General features: G+C 69.3%; 16 protein-coding genes. 6 read left to right on the top strand and 10 right to left on the bottom strand.

Annotated features, from left to right (window positions below; translation table 11 throughout):
• Positions 1-59 precede the first annotated feature (59 nt).
• Entirely contained in the window at positions 60-1,445 is a 1,386-nt protein-coding gene (locus ACFVAV_RS22975; protein ID WP_379037160.1) for a class II 3-deoxy-7-phosphoheptulonate synthase, read from the bottom strand.
• 288 nt (positions 1,446-1,733) lie between these two features.
• Between ACFVAV_RS22975 and ACFVAV_RS22970 the strand changes: the two genes are divergently transcribed.
• Positions 1,734-2,231 (top strand): polyadenylate-specific 3'-exoribonuclease AS, encoded by a 498-nt coding sequence (locus ACFVAV_RS22970; protein WP_379037204.1) that lies wholly within the window; start codon positions 1,734-1,736, stop codon positions 2,229-2,231.
• Between the two features lie 66 nt (positions 2,232-2,297).
• Here ACFVAV_RS22970 and ACFVAV_RS22965 read toward each other — a convergent pair whose 3' ends face one another.
• From ACFVAV_RS22965 to ACFVAV_RS22950, 4 genes are read right to left on the bottom strand one after another with little or no spacing between them, the layout of a single operon-like run.
• Positions 2,298-3,923, bottom strand: a complete 1,626-nt coding sequence (locus tag ACFVAV_RS22965; protein WP_379037159.1) for a cytochrome bc complex cytochrome b subunit — start codon at positions 3,921-3,923, stop codon at positions 2,298-2,300.
• Positions 3,920-5,059, bottom strand: a complete 1,140-nt coding sequence (locus tag ACFVAV_RS22960; protein WP_379037157.1) for a ubiquinol-cytochrome c reductase iron-sulfur subunit — start codon at positions 5,057-5,059, stop codon at positions 3,920-3,922. Before ACFVAV_RS22960 ends, ACFVAV_RS22965 begins: the two co-directional genes overlap by 4 nt.
• A gap of 43 nt (positions 5,060-5,102) precedes the next feature.
• A complete protein-coding gene (locus ACFVAV_RS22955) occupies positions 5,103-5,966 on the bottom strand; it encodes a c-type cytochrome (protein WP_379037156.1) in 864 nt (287 codons plus the stop codon).
• 52 nt (positions 5,967-6,018) lie between these two features.
• On the bottom strand, positions 6,019-6,630 hold the full coding sequence (locus ACFVAV_RS22950; protein WP_379037155.1) for a heme-copper oxidase subunit III: 612 nt from the start codon (positions 6,628-6,630) through the stop codon (positions 6,019-6,021).
• A 179-nt stretch (positions 6,631-6,809) separates the two neighbouring features.
• On the opposite strand from ACFVAV_RS22950, the gene ACFVAV_RS22945 reads away from it, so the two are divergent.
• Both ACFVAV_RS22945 and trpD read left to right on the top strand, forming a co-directional pair.
• Positions 6,810-7,229, top strand: coding sequence for a hypothetical protein (locus ACFVAV_RS22945; RefSeq protein ID WP_379037154.1), 420 nt, complete (start codon positions 6,810-6,812; stop codon positions 7,227-7,229).
• A 92-nt stretch (positions 7,230-7,321) separates the two neighbouring features.
• Entirely contained in the window at positions 7,322-8,383 is a 1,062-nt protein-coding gene (gene trpD, locus ACFVAV_RS22940) for an anthranilate phosphoribosyltransferase (RefSeq protein ID WP_379037152.1), read from the top strand.
• Between the two features lie 13 nt (positions 8,384-8,396).
• Here trpD and ACFVAV_RS22935 read toward each other — a convergent pair whose 3' ends face one another.
• The 5 genes from ACFVAV_RS22935 to ACFVAV_RS22915 all read right to left on the bottom strand — a co-directional run bounded on the left by ACFVAV_RS22935 (position 8,397) and on the right by ACFVAV_RS22915 (position 13,635).
• Positions 8,397-8,672: an Lrp/AsnC family transcriptional regulator gene (locus tag ACFVAV_RS22935; RefSeq protein ID WP_379037151.1), complete on the bottom strand. Its 276-nt coding sequence runs from the start codon at positions 8,670-8,672 to the stop codon at positions 8,397-8,399.
• A gap of 37 nt (positions 8,673-8,709) precedes the next feature.
• A complete protein-coding gene (locus ACFVAV_RS22930; protein ID WP_379037150.1) occupies positions 8,710-9,297 on the bottom strand; it encodes a phosphoribosylanthranilate isomerase in 588 nt (195 codons plus the stop codon).
• Positions 9,298-9,367: 70 nt separating this feature from the next.
• Entirely contained in the window at positions 9,368-11,236 is a 1,869-nt protein-coding gene (locus ACFVAV_RS22925) for a DEDD exonuclease domain-containing protein (protein ID WP_379037149.1), read from the bottom strand.
• A 46-nt stretch (positions 11,237-11,282) separates the two neighbouring features.
• A complete protein-coding gene (locus ACFVAV_RS22920) occupies positions 11,283-12,386 on the bottom strand; it encodes a tetratricopeptide repeat protein (protein WP_379037148.1) in 1,104 nt (367 codons plus the stop codon).
• Positions 12,387-12,396: 10 nt separating this feature from the next.
• Positions 12,397-13,635 (bottom strand): ATP-binding protein, encoded by a 1,239-nt coding sequence (locus ACFVAV_RS22915; RefSeq protein WP_379037147.1) that lies wholly within the window; start codon positions 13,633-13,635, stop codon positions 12,397-12,399.
• Between the two features lie 662 nt (positions 13,636-14,297).
• Between ACFVAV_RS22915 and ACFVAV_RS22910 the strand changes: the two genes are divergently transcribed.
• The 3 genes from ACFVAV_RS22910 to ACFVAV_RS22900 all read left to right on the top strand — a co-directional run bounded on the left by ACFVAV_RS22910 (position 14,298) and on the right by ACFVAV_RS22900 (position 17,132).
• Positions 14,298-14,867, top strand: a complete 570-nt coding sequence (locus ACFVAV_RS22910) for a C40 family peptidase (protein ID WP_379037145.1) — start codon at positions 14,298-14,300, stop codon at positions 14,865-14,867.
• 227 nt (positions 14,868-15,094) lie between these two features.
• On the top strand, positions 15,095-16,108 hold the full coding sequence (locus ACFVAV_RS22905; RefSeq protein ID WP_379037203.1) for an NlpC/P60 family protein: 1,014 nt from the start codon (positions 15,095-15,097) through the stop codon (positions 16,106-16,108).
• A 7-nt stretch (positions 16,109-16,115) separates the two neighbouring features.
• Positions 16,116-17,132: a hypothetical protein gene (locus tag ACFVAV_RS22900; RefSeq protein ID WP_379037144.1), complete on the top strand. Its 1,017-nt coding sequence runs from the start codon at positions 16,116-16,118 to the stop codon at positions 17,130-17,132.
• Positions 17,133-17,143 lie beyond the last annotated feature (11 nt).

Raw genomic sequence — 17,143 nt, 5'->3', positions numbered from 1 at the left:
GACAAAGAAAAGCCCGGGCGCGGTCATCGCTGACCGCCCCGGGCTCGTCTCGCTGAAAATCAGCGCAGCATTTCCGCGACCAGGAACGACAGTTCCAGCGACTGCTGGGTGTTCAGGCGCGGGTCGCAGGCGGTCTCGTAGCGGTCCTCGAGGTCGAGGTCGGAGATGTCCTGCGCGCCGCCGAGGCACTCGGTGACGTCCTCGCCGGTCAGCTCGATGTGCAGGCCGCCGGGGTGGGTGCCCAGGGTGTGGTGCACCTCGAAGAAGCCCTGCACCTCGTCGACGATGCGGTCGAAGTGGCGGGTCTTGAAACCGGTCGAGGATTCGTGGGTGTTGCCGTGCATCGGGTCGCACTGCCAGATCACCTGGTGGCCGGTGGCCTGGACCTTCTCGATGATGGGCGGCAGCACGTCGCGCACCTTGCCGTTGCCCATCCGGGCGACCAGGGTGAGCCGGCCGGGCTCGTTGTTCGGGTCGAGGCGCTCGACGTACTCCACGGCCTGGTCGGGCGTGGTGGTCGGGCCGATCTTCAGGCCGATCGGGTTGGCCAGCAGCTCGGCCAGCGCGATGTGGGCGCCGTCGAGCTGACGGGTGCGCTCACCGATCCAGAGGAAGTGCGCGGACAGGTCGTAGAGCAGCGGCTCGCCGGTCTCGCTCTCGCTCAGCCGCAGCATCGCGCGCTCGTAGTCCAGCACCAGGGCCTCGTGCGAGGCGTAGATGCGGGCCGACTTCAGGCTCGGGTCGTTGACCTGGCAGGCGGTCATGAAACGCAGGCCGCGGTCGATCTCCTCGGCCAGCGCCTCGTAGCGGGCGCCCGCGGGCGACTGGGCGACGAAGTCGCGGTTCCAGTCGTGCACCTGGTGCAGGTCGGCCATGCCCGCGGTGGTCAGCGCGCGGACCAGGTTCATCGCGGCGCTGGCGTTGGCGTAGGCGCGGACCAGGCGCGACGGGTCGTGGCGGCGCACCGCTTCTTCGGCGACCAGCGAGTTGACCATGTCGCCGCGGTAGGACTTGAGGCCGAGCGAGTCGACGTCAGAGGAGCGCGGCTTGGCGTACTGGCCCGCGATCCGCGCCACCTTCACCACCGGCAGGCTCGCGCCGTAGGTGAGCACGACGGCCATCTGCAGCAGAGTGCGGATGTTGCCGCGGATATGCGGTTCGGTGTTGTCGGCGAAGGTCTCCGCACAGTCACCGCCCTGCATGAGGAACGCCTCACCGCGCGCGACGGCGGCGAGCTGGGTCTTGAGCTCCTCCACCTCGGCCGGCAGGCAGATCGGTGGCACGCTCTCGAGCACGGTGCGCATCGTCGCGGCTTCCCCGGCGTCCCACGACGGCTGCTGCAGGGCGGGCCGAGCCAAGGCGGCGTCGAGTCGGCTGCGCAGTTCCGCGGGCAGCGGCGGCAGTTCCGGCAGGCGGTCAATGGGTACGTCGACGGTCCAGGTCACCAGATCAGAATACGTAACCCGCGCGCGGAACCCCACCGCCGGGCCGATCGGTGCGCAAGTCCGCCGTGCTGTCCTCACGCCAGGCAAGCAGGCGAGTTGGTGGACCCGCACGCGCGCCATCTTGCCCGCCGACCTGTTTGTTCGCTGTGAGGTCACGGCGGACCGACGACCCGTGCGTATCGCGCGCGAACCGCCGACATAGGGTTTCGGTCAACCCATCGTGGGTTACGGACCGCGCCGTCCCGCCGGACGGCCACGGCCGCCCACCGGCACGAAGAGGCGATCTCCCTGCGATATTTCTATGACTCAGAATTCGTCGAGGACGGCGTGACGATCGATCTGATCTCGATCGGCGTCGTCTGCGAGGACGGCCGCGAATATTACGCGGTGTCCACCGAATTCGATGCGGAGCGGGCGGGGCCGTGGGTCCGTCGGCATGTGCTGCCGAAGCTGCCGCCCGCCGGGTCGCCGTTGTATCGCACCAGGGAACAGATCCGCGACGACCTGTTCAAGTTCTTCCTGCCCCGGCCCAGCGTGCAGCCGGAGCTGTGGGCCTGGGTGGCCGCCTACGATCACGTCGCGCTGTGCCAGCTGTGGGGCGACATGACCGCGCTGCCCAAGGGCATGCCGCGCTACACCAACGAGCTGCGTCAGCACTGGACCGCCCACGGCAGCCCCGAACTGCCGCCGATCCCCGACGACGCCCACGACGCGCTGGCCGACGCCAGGCACAACCTGGCCAAGTTCGAGGCTATCGAGGCGTACCGACGCACCCCGCGTCTCTGACCCGAGCACGAGAAAGGCCCCGAGTCGATCGACTCGGGGCCTTTCTCGTTGTGCTTCGATACGCGGTCAGTGACCGTGCGGCTCGCCACCGTTGGCGCGTGCCTGCTCGTTCGCGAGCGCGGTGAGCATCTTGTGCTCCTCGAGGTGCTCGTTCTCGAAGTAGGCGTCGGACTCGGCCTTCGGGTCGGCCCGCAGGAAGCTACCGGTGCCCGGCTTGCCCGCCGAACCCAGCTTGTTCATCTTCTTGGGCACCGGGGCGCCCTGGTACTCCAGCGGGATCGCGTGGCCGTGGTCGTCGACCGGGCCGAGCGGCTGGTGCACCTCGATGTACTCACCGTGCGGCAGGCGCTTGATGACACCGGTCTCGATGCCGTGCTCGAGCACCGCCCGGTCACTGCGCTGCAGGCCGATGCAGAACCGGTAGGCCACGAAGTACGCCAGCGGCGGCAGCAGCAGCACGCCGATGCGGCCGATCCAGGTCGTCGCGTTCAGCGAGATGTCGAACTTGAACGCGATGATGTCGTTGACACACGACAGCGTCAGCACCACGTAGAACGCGATGGACATGGCACCGATGGCGGTGCGCACGGGCACGTCGCGCGGACGCTGGAGCAGGTTGTGATGCGCCGTGTGATCGTTGGTGAGGCGCTTCTCGATCCACGGGTAGGCGATCAGCAGGGTGAACACCAGACCCATGACGATGGCGACCCAGAACACCGCCGGGATCGTGTAGCGACCCAGGTAGAGCTCCCACGGCGGCATCAGGCGCGCCATGCCGTCGGTCCACATCATGTAGAAGTCGGGCTGTGAACCCGCCGAGACCTGGGACGGGTTGTACGGACCCAGGTTCCAGATCGGGTTGATCTGCAGGACACCACCCATGATGCCGACGATGCCGAGGGTGAACGCGAAGAACGCGCCCTGGTCCGCGGCGAACACCGGCACGATGCGCGCGCCGACCACGTTGTTCTCGGTCCGGCCCGGACCGGGGAACTGGGTGTGCTTCTGGTACCAGACCAGCGCGACGTGCGCGCCGATCAGCGCCAGGATGATGCCGGGCAGCAGCAGCACGTGCGCGATGTAGAGGCGCGGGATGATGATGTCGCCGGGGAAGTCGCCGCCGAACATCAGCCAGTGCATCCAGGTACCGATCACCGGGATACCGATGGTGATACCCGAGAACGCGGCGCGCAGACCGGTACCGGAGAGCAGGTCGTCGGGCAGCGAGTAGCCGAAGAAGCCCTCGAACATCGCCAGGATCAGCAGCAGCGAGCCGATCACCCAGTTCGCCTCACGCGGCTTGCGGAACGCGCCGGTGAAGAAGATGCGGAACAGGTGGATGATGATCGACGCCGCGAACAGCAGGGCCGCCCAGTGGTGGATCTGCCGGACGAACAGACCGCCGCGCACCTCGAAGGAGATGTTCAGCGCGGTCTCGTACGCCCGCGACATGCCGACGCCGCGCAGCGGCTGGTAGGCGCCGTCGTAGGTGACGTGCGCCATCGACGGGTCGAAGAACAGCGTCAGGTACACACCCGACAGCAGCAGGATGATGAACGCGTACAGCGCGATCTCACCGAGCAGGAACGACCAGTGGGTCGGGAAGACCTTGTTGATCGACCGCTTCACGAACGCGGCGGCGCGATACCGCTCGTCCATCTCGTTGGCTTGGTTCGCCACCAGAGTGCTCATGAACGACGCTCCCAGAAGGCCGGGCCGAGCGGCTCGATGAAGTCGCCGTTGGCGACCAGGAAGCCCTCGGAGTTGACGGTGATCGGCAGCTGCGGCAGCGCGCGGGCGGCCGGACCGAAGACCGGCTTACCCCACTCGGTCGCCGAGAACTGCGACTGGTGGCAGGGGCACAGGATGCGGTTGGTCTGCTGCTCGAACAGTGAGGTCGGGCAACCGAGATGGGTGCAGATCTTCGAGTAGGCGAAGTAGTCGCCGTAGTTGAAGCTCTCCTGGCCCTTGCGCTTGATCGCCTTCTCCGCGTCGGCGGTGCGCAGACGGATCATCATGACCGCGTTGCGGATGCCACGCAGCGACTGCAGCGTCTCGTGCTCGTCGCCGCGCCACTTCTCTTTCCACGGGAACACGGTTTCCATCGCGCCGGCATCCAGGTCTTCCGGACGCACGAGCACGACATCCTGTGGACGACCGGTGTCGCGACGGATGTAGACGGTCTCGCCCGGGTAGTCCGGGGTCCAGCCCGACACCCACAGCGGCGACTTGTCGCCCTTGGCCCACGGGTTCTTCACCATGCCGCCGATGAACAGCAGCAGCGAGCCGATACCGAGCACGCCGACGCCGGCGCCCGCGGTGCCGAGCATCATCTTGCGGCGACCGAGGGTGGAGGTGTCGAGCGCGTCCTGCAGCTCGGCCGCCAGGGTCCGGCGCTCGACCTCGTCCGACGGACCGTCGTGGCGCTGCTGGATCGAGATCTCGGCGGGGATGAACCGCTTGCGGATCAGCACGACGGCGATACCGATGACCAGCACCGAGATGCCGAAGGTCAGGCCGACGAGCGGGGTGAACAGCGCGTAGGCCTGGTGGCCGTCCTGGCGGTTGCCCTTCCACTCCCACGGCCAGAACAGGAAGACACCGATCAGCGCGGCGGCGGCCAGGCCGGAGATGGCGAACCAGAACGTGACCGCGCGCTCGGCGCGCTTCTCGGCGCGGGTGCCCGGCACCGGCCACCGCTCGCCGCGGTACGCGACCTCGACGTCGTCACGCGCGGTACCGAGCTCGACCAGCTCGTCACGCGTCATCGCGTCCAGTTCGTCTTCGGTGGGTTCGCGACCCATGTCGCTTCGCTCCTGTCCACTCATGGCTGTGTCCTATCCGACATGCTCGTCTCCGCGTGCTGACCGATCATGTCCTGGATCCGATCCACATCGCGGCGCCGACCACGGCGGTGATGCCGATGACCCAGATGGCGAGGCCTTCGGTCGCCGGACCGAAACCGCCGAGGTCCCAGCCGCCGGGCGCCTTCTCCTCGGCCGCGTTCTTGACGTAGGCCACGATGTCGCGCTTCTCTTCCGGCGACAGCTGCCGGTCGGAGAACTTCGGCATGTTCTGCGGGCCGGTGACCATCGCGTTGTAGATCTGCGCCTCGTTGGCCGGCGCCAGGGTGGGCGCGAACTTGCCGCTGGAGAGCGCACCACCGCGGGCGGTGAAGTTGTGGCAGGAGGCGCAGTTCATGCGGAACAGCTCCGAACCACGGGCGATGTCGTCACCGCGCAGCGATTCCTGCGCGATCTCGCCGTTGGCGTCGCGGATCACCGAGGGGCCACCGCCGTTGGCGGCGACGTACGCGCCGAGCGCGTCGGTCTGATGCGCGTCGAACTTCTCCGGCTTGCGCATCGCCTGGGCTTCGTTGCGGGTCATCGGCATGCGGCCGGTGGACACCTGGAAGTAGACGGCGGCCTCGCCGACGCCGATCAGGCTGGGGCCGCGTTCTTCCACACCCTGCAGGTTGGCGCCGTGGCAGGTGATGCACGAGGTGTCGTAGAGCTGCTTGCCCTCGCGGATGAGCGCGGACTGATCCTCGTGCGCGGTGGCGATCTGCGGCTCGGGAGTGAGCGCCGTGGCCAGGAAGCCGGCCCCGACCAGACCCACCAGCAACGCGAGACCGCCCGCGATACGACGGCGAACGCGACGCTGCTTACGCGTCTTGGCGGCCTGACCGTTGCCGGGGCCAGCGGGCTCTGGGGCCGACGGGGGAGATGAACTCATCTGTGTCCCTTTGGAGTAGACGGAACCGACTTGTGCAAATGCTGTGCGCCCGCTAGCGGACGAAGTAGATCGTGGCGAACAGCCCGATCCAGACGATGTCGACGAAGTGCCAGTAGTAGGACACCACGATCGCGGCTGTCGCCTGCGCGGGCGTGAACTTGCTCAGCGTGGTGCGGATCAGCAGGAACACGAACGCGATCAGACCGCCGATCACGTGCAGGCCGTGGAAGCCGGTGGTGATGTAGAAGACCGAGCCGTAGGAGCTGCCTGCGATCGAGGTTCCCTCGTGCACCAGGTGGTAGTACTCGTAGCCCTGGCCGAACACGAAGAAGGTGCCCATCGCCAGGGTGATCAGGTACCAGCGGCGCAGGCCGAACACGTCGCCTCGCTCCGCGGCGAACACGCCCATCTGGCAGGTGAACGACGATGCGATCAGCACGGCCGTCACCGGGATGGCGAGCGTCATGTTCAGCTCGGTCGGCTCCGGGGGCCAGTTGCCGTGCGCCTGCGCGCGCGCAACGAAGTACATGGCGAAGAGGCCGGCGAAGAACATCAGCTCGCTCGACAGCCAGATGATGGTTCCGACGCTGACCATGTTGGGCCGGTTCAGCGAATGCACACGCTGAGTAATGGCCGATCCTGGGGTGCCTACTGCGGTCGTCACGGGGTAAGTATGACTCTTCGTAGTACGACAGCTGTACCCGGGTACGAAAGTTTGTCGCGCAGGGCGGAAAACCCACGCACAGACGGGGTCCGCGACGTCGGTCGGCGTGTTGGCGACGATCACGTGACGACCGATTGTGACAGCGTTGGATGTGGATAACCTGAGACGAGGAGGCGGCGATGGTCGTGGTGCGGATGTGGCGGCGGTTGTTCGGCGGAAACGCGCAGGCGCTCGACCCCGCGCGGGCCGATCTCGTCGTGGTCGCGTCGAGTTTCGACGACGTCGAGGCCTGCTCGGCGGTGCTGGACCGGGCGACCGGCCTGGATCGGGAGGCCGAGGCGGTGCTGCGCCACCACCTGCGCCTGCCTGCCGGGCAGCTCGAGGCGGCCTGCGAGATCGCCGGATATGACGGGTACACGCGCGCCGAGCCGGTGCACGCGGCCGCCGGCGAGCTGGTGCCGATCATCCTGCAGCGGGTGCAGCTGCTCGACCCGCTGACCTGTTCGCAGGAACGCTCGCGAATGGCCGGGCTCGCGCAGCGACACGACGGTGTCGCCGAGGGCTGGGACGCGCTGCAGCCGCCTCGTCCCGCCCCTTAAACTTGCTCAGCGGCGCAATAAGGTTGCGCAATGCAGGCGCGCGCTAGAAGAGTTCGCGCGACGGTGTCGGTCGAACGAAGGATGCGGAGCAGATGAGCGTGCGCAGCTGGCCCCAGGTGCTCGGAACCCTCGCCGACGGCGGTGACCTGGCCGCGGACGACACCACCTGGGTGATCGACGAGATCTTCACCGACAACGCCACCGCGGCCCAGATCGCGGCGTTCGGCGTCGCCATGAAGATCAAGGGCCCCACCCCCACCGAGCTGGCGGGCATGGTCGCGGGCATGCTCGGGCACGCCCGCCTGGTCCATGTCGACGGCGACGCGGTCGACATCGTCGGCACCGGCGGCGACCGGTCCGGCTCGGTCAACATCTCCACCATGTCCTCGGTGGTCGTCGCCTCGGCCGGGGTGCCGGTGGTCAAGCACGGCAACCGGGCCGCCTCGTCCAAGTCCGGCGGCGCCGACGTGCTGGAGGCGCTGGGCGTGCGGCTCGCGCTCGGCCCGGAATCGGTGGCGCAGTCGGTGCGCGAGGCGGGCATCGGTTTCTGCTTCGCGCCGCTGTTCCATGCCGGGCTGCGTTTCGCCGGGCCGGCGCGCAAGGAGATCGGTATCCCGACCGTGTTCAACGTGCTCGGGCCGCTCACCAACCCGGCACAGCCGCGGGCGGGGCTGATCGGCTGCGCGTTCGCCGACCTCGCGCCGGTGATCGCCGGCGTGTTCGCCGAACGGGAGGCCAGTGCGCTGGTGGTGCGCGGGCGCGACGGGCTCGACGAGATCACCACCTCCGACCTCACCGATGTGTGGGTGGTCAGCGGCGGGCGGATCAGGCAGACCGTGATCGATCCGACGCGGCTCGGTATCCCCCGCGTCGACCTGGACGCGCTGCGCGGCGGCGACGCCGAGGTCAACGCGCGGATCGCCCGCGAGGTGTTCGCCGGGACGCCCGGTCCGGTGCGCGACGCGACCCTGCTGAACTCCGCCGCCGCGATCGTCGCCTACGACCTCTCGCGCGGAGCCGGTGATGTCGACCTGGATCTGGACGCCGCGCTGGCGGGCGGGCTCGAGCGTGCCGCGGCCGCGGTCGACAGCGGCGCGGCGGCGAAGCTGCTGCAGAGCTGGGCCGAGCTCACCCAGACCCTCGACGAGGGCTGAGCGAGCGAAAACCTCACTCCCCCAGCGAGAATCCGGCTTCTACGTCGGCGCTCGAATACGACTTGAAGGCGATGTGGGTGGTGGTGCGGACCACGCCGGCCACCTTGTCGATGCCGCTGGTGACCACGTCGGCAACCCGCGCGTGATCGCGGACCCGCACGATCGCGATCAGGTCGACATCACCGGCGCAGGAGTACACCTCGGCGACTCCTGCGGTGTCGGCGAGCGCCTGCGCGGTCTCGGGGATACGAGAGTTCTCGGCCTGGATCAGCACGATCGCGGTAATCATGGGATCAGCCTAATGAGCACAGGCGCGACAGCGCTCCTCAGTCTCTCGCGCATGGCCGGAGCGGATGCGGAGGTACGCCTAGAACTTCGGGCCGCTCGGTGGCCGCTTTGAACCGTCGCATCAGGTCGAGGCTCTTCACGCCGGGCGCCGATTCCACCGAACTGGACACGTCGACGCCGTAGGGGCGGTGGCGGGCGATGGTGTCGGCGACGTTGTCGGCGTCGAGCCCACCGGCCAGCACGACCTTGCCCGGCAGCGCGCGCACCCAGTCGGGGAACTCCTCGAAGATCCCGGAGCCCGCGCTGGCGTCGTAGAAGAAGTATTCGCTGGTCTGCTCGGGTGCGGGCGGGGTGGACGAGCAGAACGCCAGGTTGGGCAGGTCGGCCCACTGGTAGAGCTGCACGACGTCGAACGCGTCGGCCACCTCGGCGACCTCGGCCGCTTCCAGGGCGACGACGAAGGTGGTGATCCGGCCGCGCGCGTAGTCGGCGAGGGCACGGGCCTGCTCGGGCGTGCGGTACCGCTTGCTCTTGGGCGTGACCATGACGCCGATCGCCGAGTAACCGAGCTCGACGGCCCAGTCGATCTGTTCCTCGGTGGTCAGACCACACACCTTCACGAACATCCGCGGTTCGCCCTTTCTCCCGCTGCCACCGGCATGTGACACGCGGTTCCATGATCCTCCGGCCGCGCGGTCACCGTTGCGCCAGGTATTGCTCCTCCGCGCTCCTGGTGGTCGCCGCGGTGCGCGCCAGCTGCGCCCAGCCTTTCCAGCGGGCGGCGCCGTGCAGTGGTTCGCGGTAGCCCGCACTGGTGCGGACGATGCGGGCGCCGGGCTTGGCGAGCCAGCGGGCGATGACACCGACTTCTTCGGGAGATGCGCCGAGCAGCGGCGGGATGTCGTCGTCGGCGGGCGGCTCGTCACCGAACAGCGCCGCATCGGCGAACTCGGCGTCCGCGACCGTCGCGGCCTCCTGATCGGGCATCAGGTGAGCCCCGCTCCTGGACGATGCGGCATTGCCCAGATCGGGGATCACGGTTTCGGCGGCCGCGACGATCTGGTCGACGACCGCCATCGGCGGAGTCCCCCTGCGGGCAGTACCGGCTGCGGCGAGGCGGCCGTAGCGGATGACCGAGAATTCCCAGCCGCCTGCGCCGTCGGGCAGGGCGACGATCAGTTCCGCGACGCGGGCCAGGGCGGCCAGGCGCTGGGTGCGGTGCAGCATGGTGACGACGGTGGCGGTGCGGTCACGCAGACGCGCCGCTGCCTCGAAATGTTCGGCAGCGGAATGTGTTTCGATTCGGTCGAGCATGGCGCGCAGCAGCGCGTCGGAGCGTCCGGTGAACAGGTCGCGCACCGCGTCGACCGCCGGCGCATAGCCGGCGGCGTCCAAGTCGGCCTCGGGGCGCGCGGCCGGGCAGCCGCCGACCACCGCGGGCGGGCAGGTGTGCTTCGCCGCGCGGGTGAGCCGGGTGGCGCAGGTCCGCAGTCCGGCGAACTCGGCGATCGTCGCGGCCACGTCGACGGCGTCGGTACGAGAAGTGAACGGCCCCAATGCTGTTCGCGTCGGGGTGCGCACGGCGACGAGCCGGGGAAAGGCCTCGTCGCTGACGGTGAGCCACCAGCCGCGCCGGGGGAACTTCGAGCGGCGGTTGTACGGCGGCGCGTGCGCGGCGAGCAGGCGCAGCTCGCGCACCCCCGCTTCCAGGCCGTGCGCGCACACCACGTGGTCCACCCGGATCGCCAGTGCCACCATCTCTTTCATCCGGCCGCGGGTCTCCGAACCGGTGAAGTAGTTGCGGACGCGGCGGCGCAGATTCACGGCAGTCCCTATATAGAGGACTTCGTCGGAAGGACCGCGGAACAGATACACGCCGGGCGCGGACGGCAGATCGCCGGCGAAAGTGCGCTTGGCCCGCTGGGTTCCGGTCACACCGGGCAGGTAGTCGAGCAGCTCGGTGAGGCTGTGCACGCCCTGGTTGCCGACCCGGCCGATCAGCGCGTGCAGCACGTCGACGGTGGCGCGGGCGTCGTCGAGGGCGCGGTGCGTCGGCGTGGTCGACGCACCGAGAATCTGCGCCAGCACCCCGAGCCGCGCCGAGGGCGCCTCGTCCCGGGTGAGTACCCGTCGCGCCAGCTTCACCGTGCACAGCACCTGCGGGTTGGGCCAGGTGATGTCCTGGCGCGCCGCAGCGGCTTTGAGGAACGCGGTGTCGAAGCGGGCATTGTGCGCCACCAGCACCGCGCCCGCCGCGAACTCGAGAAAGCCCGGCAGCACCGCCTCGATCCGCGGCGCCTCATACACCATCGCCGTGGTGATCCCGGTGATCTGGACGATCGCGGGCGGGATCGCGAACCCGGGATTCACCAGTGTCGCGAACTCCCCCAGCACCTCTCCCCCGCGTACCTTCACCGCCCCGATCTCGGTGATCGAATCCCCGTCCGGGCTGGTCCCGGTCGTTTCCAGGTCGACAACGACGAAGGTGGTGTCGTACAGCGGAGTGTCGAGTTCGTCGAAGGCCAGCTGACGGGCGGCAGCCGGGAGCGGTACGGGGTCGGGCACGGCGAGCAGCGTAGGACGGGGGTCCGACAAGCTCGCCGTGCCGGACTCAGTTGCCGGTCTGCGGGGACCAGTTCGGCGGGAGCGTCACGCGGGGGCGCGGCGTCGGCCACGGGTAGCCCGTCGGCAGCCGATCAACCGGAAACGTCCGCGGCGGCGGGAGATACGTCGGCGGCGGCCGGTAGTACGAGGGCAGCGTTCGCGAGGTCGGACCGGTGGACGGGGAATCCGTGCCCGCGTTCATGACGCCTCGCACGATCAGGCAGACGAGGAAGACCGTCAGGCCGATGATCACCCTTCCACCGACACCGCCGCCGGAACTCGGTGTGCCCAGGTATTCCTGGCGCCACGCGGGTTCGGGCCGCCGCACAGGCCGCACCGGCGGGGATTCCTTCGCCACCTCGGCGGGTGGCGGCGCGGTCGATGAGCCGGACGTGGCCGACGACGGTTCCGGAATCTGTGCCAGCAGTTCACGCACGTCCGGCCCGTAGGAAGGATCGAGCTCGGCGGCCCGCCGCAACCACGGCTCGGCTTCGGCCCACCGGCGCCGCTGGACGGCGTGGTTACCGAGCAGGAACAGCGCCTCGACATTGTCCGGGTCCAGCCGCAACGCTTCCTCGATCGCCGCCCGACCCGCCGCCGCCCGCTTCGAGATCACCTTGGCGCCCAGCCACAACACCCGGCCGCGCACCATGTGCAAGACCGAGTTCTCCGGCTCCAGCTCGACGGCGGTGTCGATGGCGGCCAGCGCGGCGTTGCGGTCACGGTGCGCCACGACCGTCGCGAGGATCCGATGGCATTCGGCCGACCACGGATCCAGTTCGACGCACCGGGAGGCCGCGTGCACCGCCGCTTCTTCGTGGTCGAGGGCGGCGGTCGGGTCCGATTCGACCAGCTCACCGTGGAGCCCGTGCTCGCTCAAACCGAGCAGCTTCCACGCGAAGACGTTCTCGGGGTGCAGGCGCAGCGCGGTGCGGGCCGACTCGGCGGCGGTGGCGTTCGCACCGGATCGCAGCCAGCTGTAGGACAGCTGGGCGTGGGCGTCGCTGTTGTCGGGTTCGGCGGCCAGCACCGGCGCCAGCTCGGCCCGCGCCGCCTCGAACCGACCCAGGTCGATCAGGGCGGCGGCCCGGTCGAGCTGTTGTTCGCTCATCGCACTCGACTCAGCGCTGTTTCATCCGCTTGAGATATATCGCCAGATCGTCATAGCTGCCGTCGCCGTTGGCGAATTCGACCACATTGCGGGCGGATTCGAACCAGGCGCCGGTGCTCGGCCGGATCTGGGCCAGCGCGGCCTGCACATCGGCCATGCCGATCGGGCGCACTTCACCGGAGCGCATGGAGTCCGCCATCGCCAGCTGGGTGGCCGAGGTGCACACGTGGGCCAGGTCGGCGCCGGAGAGTCCTTCGGTGTGCGCGGCGAGCGCGGCCAGGTCGATGCCCGCCACCGGCCGGTCGCGCAGGTTGTAGTGCAGGATCGAGCGGCGGGCGGGCGCGTCGGGCAGGCCGACGAAGATCATCCGGTCGAACCGGCCCGGCCTGCGCAGGGCGACGTCGACATCCCACGGATGGTTGGTCGCGCCGAGCACGAAGACGCCCTCGTTGCTGTGGGTGGCCGAGTCCATCTCGGTGAGCAGCTGGTTGACCACCGTGCGCATGGTCGAGGAGCCGTGCATCTGGCTGCGCTTGTGGCCGAGCGCGTCGACCTCGTCGAGGAACAGCACGCACGGCGCGTTGCGACGGGCCATCTCGAAGATGCTGTGCACATTGCGCTCGCTGGCGCCCGTATAGATATCGAGGATGTCCGCGATCTCGATCGGATAGAAGTTGGCGCCCAGCTCGCCCGCGACCGCCGAGGCGAGGAAGGTCTTGCCGCAGCCGGGCGGGCCGTAGAGCAGGAGCCCGCCGCGGGCGGAGGTGCCGAACGCCTTGGCCAGTTCCGGATTGCGCAGCGGGGCGAGCAGGGTCAGGTCGAGCTGGCGCTTCACCTCGTCCATGCCGCCGACATCGGCCAGGCGCAGGGTCGGGCGCTCCACCGTGGCCGCGTCGTCGTCGGTGACGAACTCGGTGGGCGCGGCGTCGACGAAGGCCGGTGCGATGATGTCGCCGACCTGATCCTCCGCGGCGTCCCAGTCGTACTCCGGCGCTCGCCTCGGTTCCGGCGCGGGGACGGGCGCCGGCGCGGGTGAACCGCCGGACAGTGCGTGCGTGCAGCGCGTCATCAGCGCCAGGACCTGCTCGTTTCCGGGATGATGGCCGAGCGCGACGCCGCAGTGGGCCAGTGCGTCGGCGTAGCGCCCCCGGTCGAGATACAGCTCGACGACGCACACGCGCAGCGCGAGCACCTCCGGGCTGCGCTCCACCATCGTCAGCAAGTCGGTCAATACCTGGTCGTCGGCCACCCGTGCCCCCTTCGAACTCCGGTCATTCGGCCGTACCCTAACCGCCGCAACAGGATTCACGGAACCGGCAAACGTCGAGTCCCACCCACCGGGACCCTGCTCCGGCGGGTGCCGACTTGGATGCCGCCACAATTCACCGCGAGACTTTCGTTCCGATGCGAACAAAATGACCTTGATCAGACCCGATTGAGACCGGGATCACAGTTTGCTGGAAATCACATAACCGCGCCGAATTTCATCGGGTAAGAGCGATTACCGATCTGGGCACGCCAGGGCAGGCGGCGCGCCGCCTGCGCGTACGACTGGGCGACCGACCGGTCAATAACGCGACGCGCGGAGACGACCTGGGGATTTACCCCCAGAGGTAGACCAATAGGCCGCAACAAGGCCCACTGCGACGCGCCGGGTAGCAGCCCGGAAACTCCCCGGGGGCGACCTGGCGTTATCGTTTCGTGATTGGTGTGACGCAGCTCGCAGCCGAAGCCGGCCGATATCGCCGAATTTGCTTCCCGGACCGCTGTCCGACTTTACAAACCACCGTGATGTCTTCGTAACCTTTTTGAGACCTCACGGAGTCCCCTCAGCCGGAAACGGTGCACCGGGACGAAGCCCGCCGCGTCATACGGACACGGCGTCGTGGGGCAGATTGGAAGTACCGCATCATGGCGACCAACACCGTCAAGCGTCAGGCGCAGCGAGCCGTTGCCGCCGGAGCCGTCGGCGCTGCCACCATCGGCGCGTTCCTCCTGCCTGCCGCTCCCGCGGCGGCGACGCCGGTCACCGTTCCCGGCATCGGCACCTTCGAGGTGCCCAACGAGATCCCGATCCCCCAGGGCGTCCCCGGCATCGAGATCCCCGGCGCGCCGCCGGTGTTCACCGCGCCGCGTGCCACCGCCGCGGACATCGCGCTCGACGCCGCGCTGAGCAAGGTCGGCTCCCCCTACGTCTACGGTGCCGCGGGCCCGGACGCCTTCGACTGCTCGGGTCTGGTCCAGTGGGCCTACCGCCAGGCCGGCATGGAGCTGCCGCGCACCAGCGGCGCCCAGCTCGGTGCGGGCACCCCGGTCTCGATCGACGACCTGCGCCCCGGCGACCTGGTGTCGTTCTACGGCGGCGGCCACTCGGGCCTGTACGCGGGCGACGGCAATGTCGTGCACGCCTCCACCGCGGGCACCCCGGTGCAGCTCGCGCCGGTCTCCTCGATGCCGTTCGCGGGCGCGCGCCGCTTCTGATCGCAGGGACGGTGCGTCGTTCGCGAGGAAGGGCGCACCGTGACCTCTCCGTGGCCTACTGGACACGGGCATACGCAGTTCCGTAACCTGATCGAGACCTTCTCGCCAGACGAGAGGGTCCGGTTCGGGTAAAGCGCTGTATCGGCGGACAACGAGAGAACGGGGCGCGGCGCACTGTGACTGCACACCACCGGAATCCGCGCGTGCCGCGTGGCATCGCCGGAGCCATGTCCGCCGCGATCCTGGTGTGCGCCGCCTATGCCGCAGGCCCCTCCCTCGCCGATCCGGTCGCCCTGCCGACCACCGCCGGCGACGCGATCGCCCGGATGATCGATCTGTCCCGGCAGGCCGAGGCGCTCAACCAGGCCTCCCTCACCGCGCAGCAGGACCTCGACGCCAAGCTGTCGGTCCAGCGCGAGGCCGACGACAAGCTGGCCGCGAGCACCGCCGTCGCCGATGCCGCCCGCGCCGAGGTGCGCAAGTTCCAGCCGATGATCGATCGCACCGTGATCGCCACCTACACCGGCGCGCGCACCGATCGCATGTTCGCGGTGCTGTCGAGCAATTCGCCGCAGCAGCTGCTGGACAAGATGTCCACGCTCGACGTGCTCTCCCAGCAGACCGCCGCGAGCGTGCGCGACTTCAAGAAGGCCGCCGACTCGGCCACCGCCGCCGAATCCGTCGCCCGCGCCGCCGCCGACACCGCCCGCGCCGCGACCACGGCCGCGGAGTCCGTCCGCGCCGACGTCGACCGCAAGCGCAACGATCTCGGCGTGGCCACCACCCAGGTCGTCGAGGCCTGGGGTGCGCTCTCGGCCAGGGACAAGTCCACGCTGGCCGGTTCGCCGTTCCCGCCCGGATTCGATCGTGATTCGCTGCTGCAGGGCCTGGTCCCCGGCAGCGGCACCAGCGCGCTGGCCGCGGCATTGACCCGCGTCGGCGATCCGTATGTCTGGGGCGCCACCGGCCCCGACCGGTTCGACTGCTCCGGGCTCGTGCAGTGGGCCTTCAAGCAGGTCGGCAAGAACGTGCCGCGCACCAGCTCCCAGCAGGCGAGCTTCGGCACCCCGGTGGCCAAGGACGACCTGCAGCCCGGCGATGTCGTGCTGTTCTATCCCGAGATCTCGCACGTCGGCATCTACGCGGGCAACGGCATGATGGTGCACGCCTCCACCTTCGGAGTGCCGGTGGCCGTCGCGCCGATCAACACCACCCCGTACCACTCGGCCCGGCGATACTGAGCCGACGGTGACCGATCCGTCCCGCCGCCGCACGTCCGGCCTCCGTTCCTGGTTCTCGGCCAACGGCCGCCTCGAATTCTTCCTCACGCTCGCCTCGATCACCTTGCTGACCGGAGCGTGCCTCGCCCTGATCCTGGTACCGCGCAACACGGGCCCGCTGCAGCTGGCCACCGACGAGGCCGAGGTGCTCGACACCACCGAGGGAATCGACGACCCCCGGCTGACGCCGGTGCGGCGCGACCTGCAGCCCTTCGGCCCGATCCTGGTGCGCCGCGTCGCCGCGGGCGGCGAGGCCGACGCGCTGCTGGTGGCCCACCCTGATCACCGTGCCGATCTGGATGTCCTCGCACACGAACTCGAACTGGCGATCACCGATGTGAGCGCCGTGTGGGGTGTCGACTGGAATCGCGCGCCGGTGATCGTCGTCGCGGGGACGCCCACCGAGTTCACCGCCCTGACCAGGGCGGCCGGCGCGGCGACCACCGCGGATGTGGCTGCCGTGTCGCTCACCGGCTCCTACGCACCCGGCACCAGGCCCACCGACCAGCGGATCGTGTTCAATCCCGACGCGCGCCGCCGGGTCGGTGACGAGGGCCTGGCGACTTTGCTGCGGCACGAGCTCACCCACGTCGCGACCAGGGGCGTCACCACCGACGGCGCGCCGCTGTGGATGCTCGAGGGCTACGCCGAGTACGTCGCCCAGCGCGGCCGGGGCAACACCTTCTCCCAGATAGCCCCGACGCTCACCACCCGGCTGCGCGCGGGCGCCCTGCCCACCGACCTGATCGGCGACGCCGACTTCACCGGGACCGACGCCGCCATCGCCTACGAATCCGCGTGGAGCACGTGCGCTTTCCTCGCCGATCGCTACGGCCCGGCCACCCTCACCGAGCTGTACAAACGGCTCGCGACCGGCCCACAATCCCCCGCCGCCCAGGACGCCGCCTTCCACGCCGTGCTCGGCGCCTCGCGCACCGAGCTGCTCGACGGCTGGCGCGCCTGGCTGCACGGCCGCGCCGTCTGACCACCGCCCCT

Origin of the sequence: Nocardia sp. NPDC057663 (genome assembly GCF_042799895.1) — a bacterium.
GTDB lineage: Bacteria > Actinomycetota > Actinomycetes > Mycobacteriales > Mycobacteriaceae > Nocardia.
Note: the sequence above shows the minus strand (reverse complement) of the source record. Positions and strands in the feature narration are given on the sequence as shown.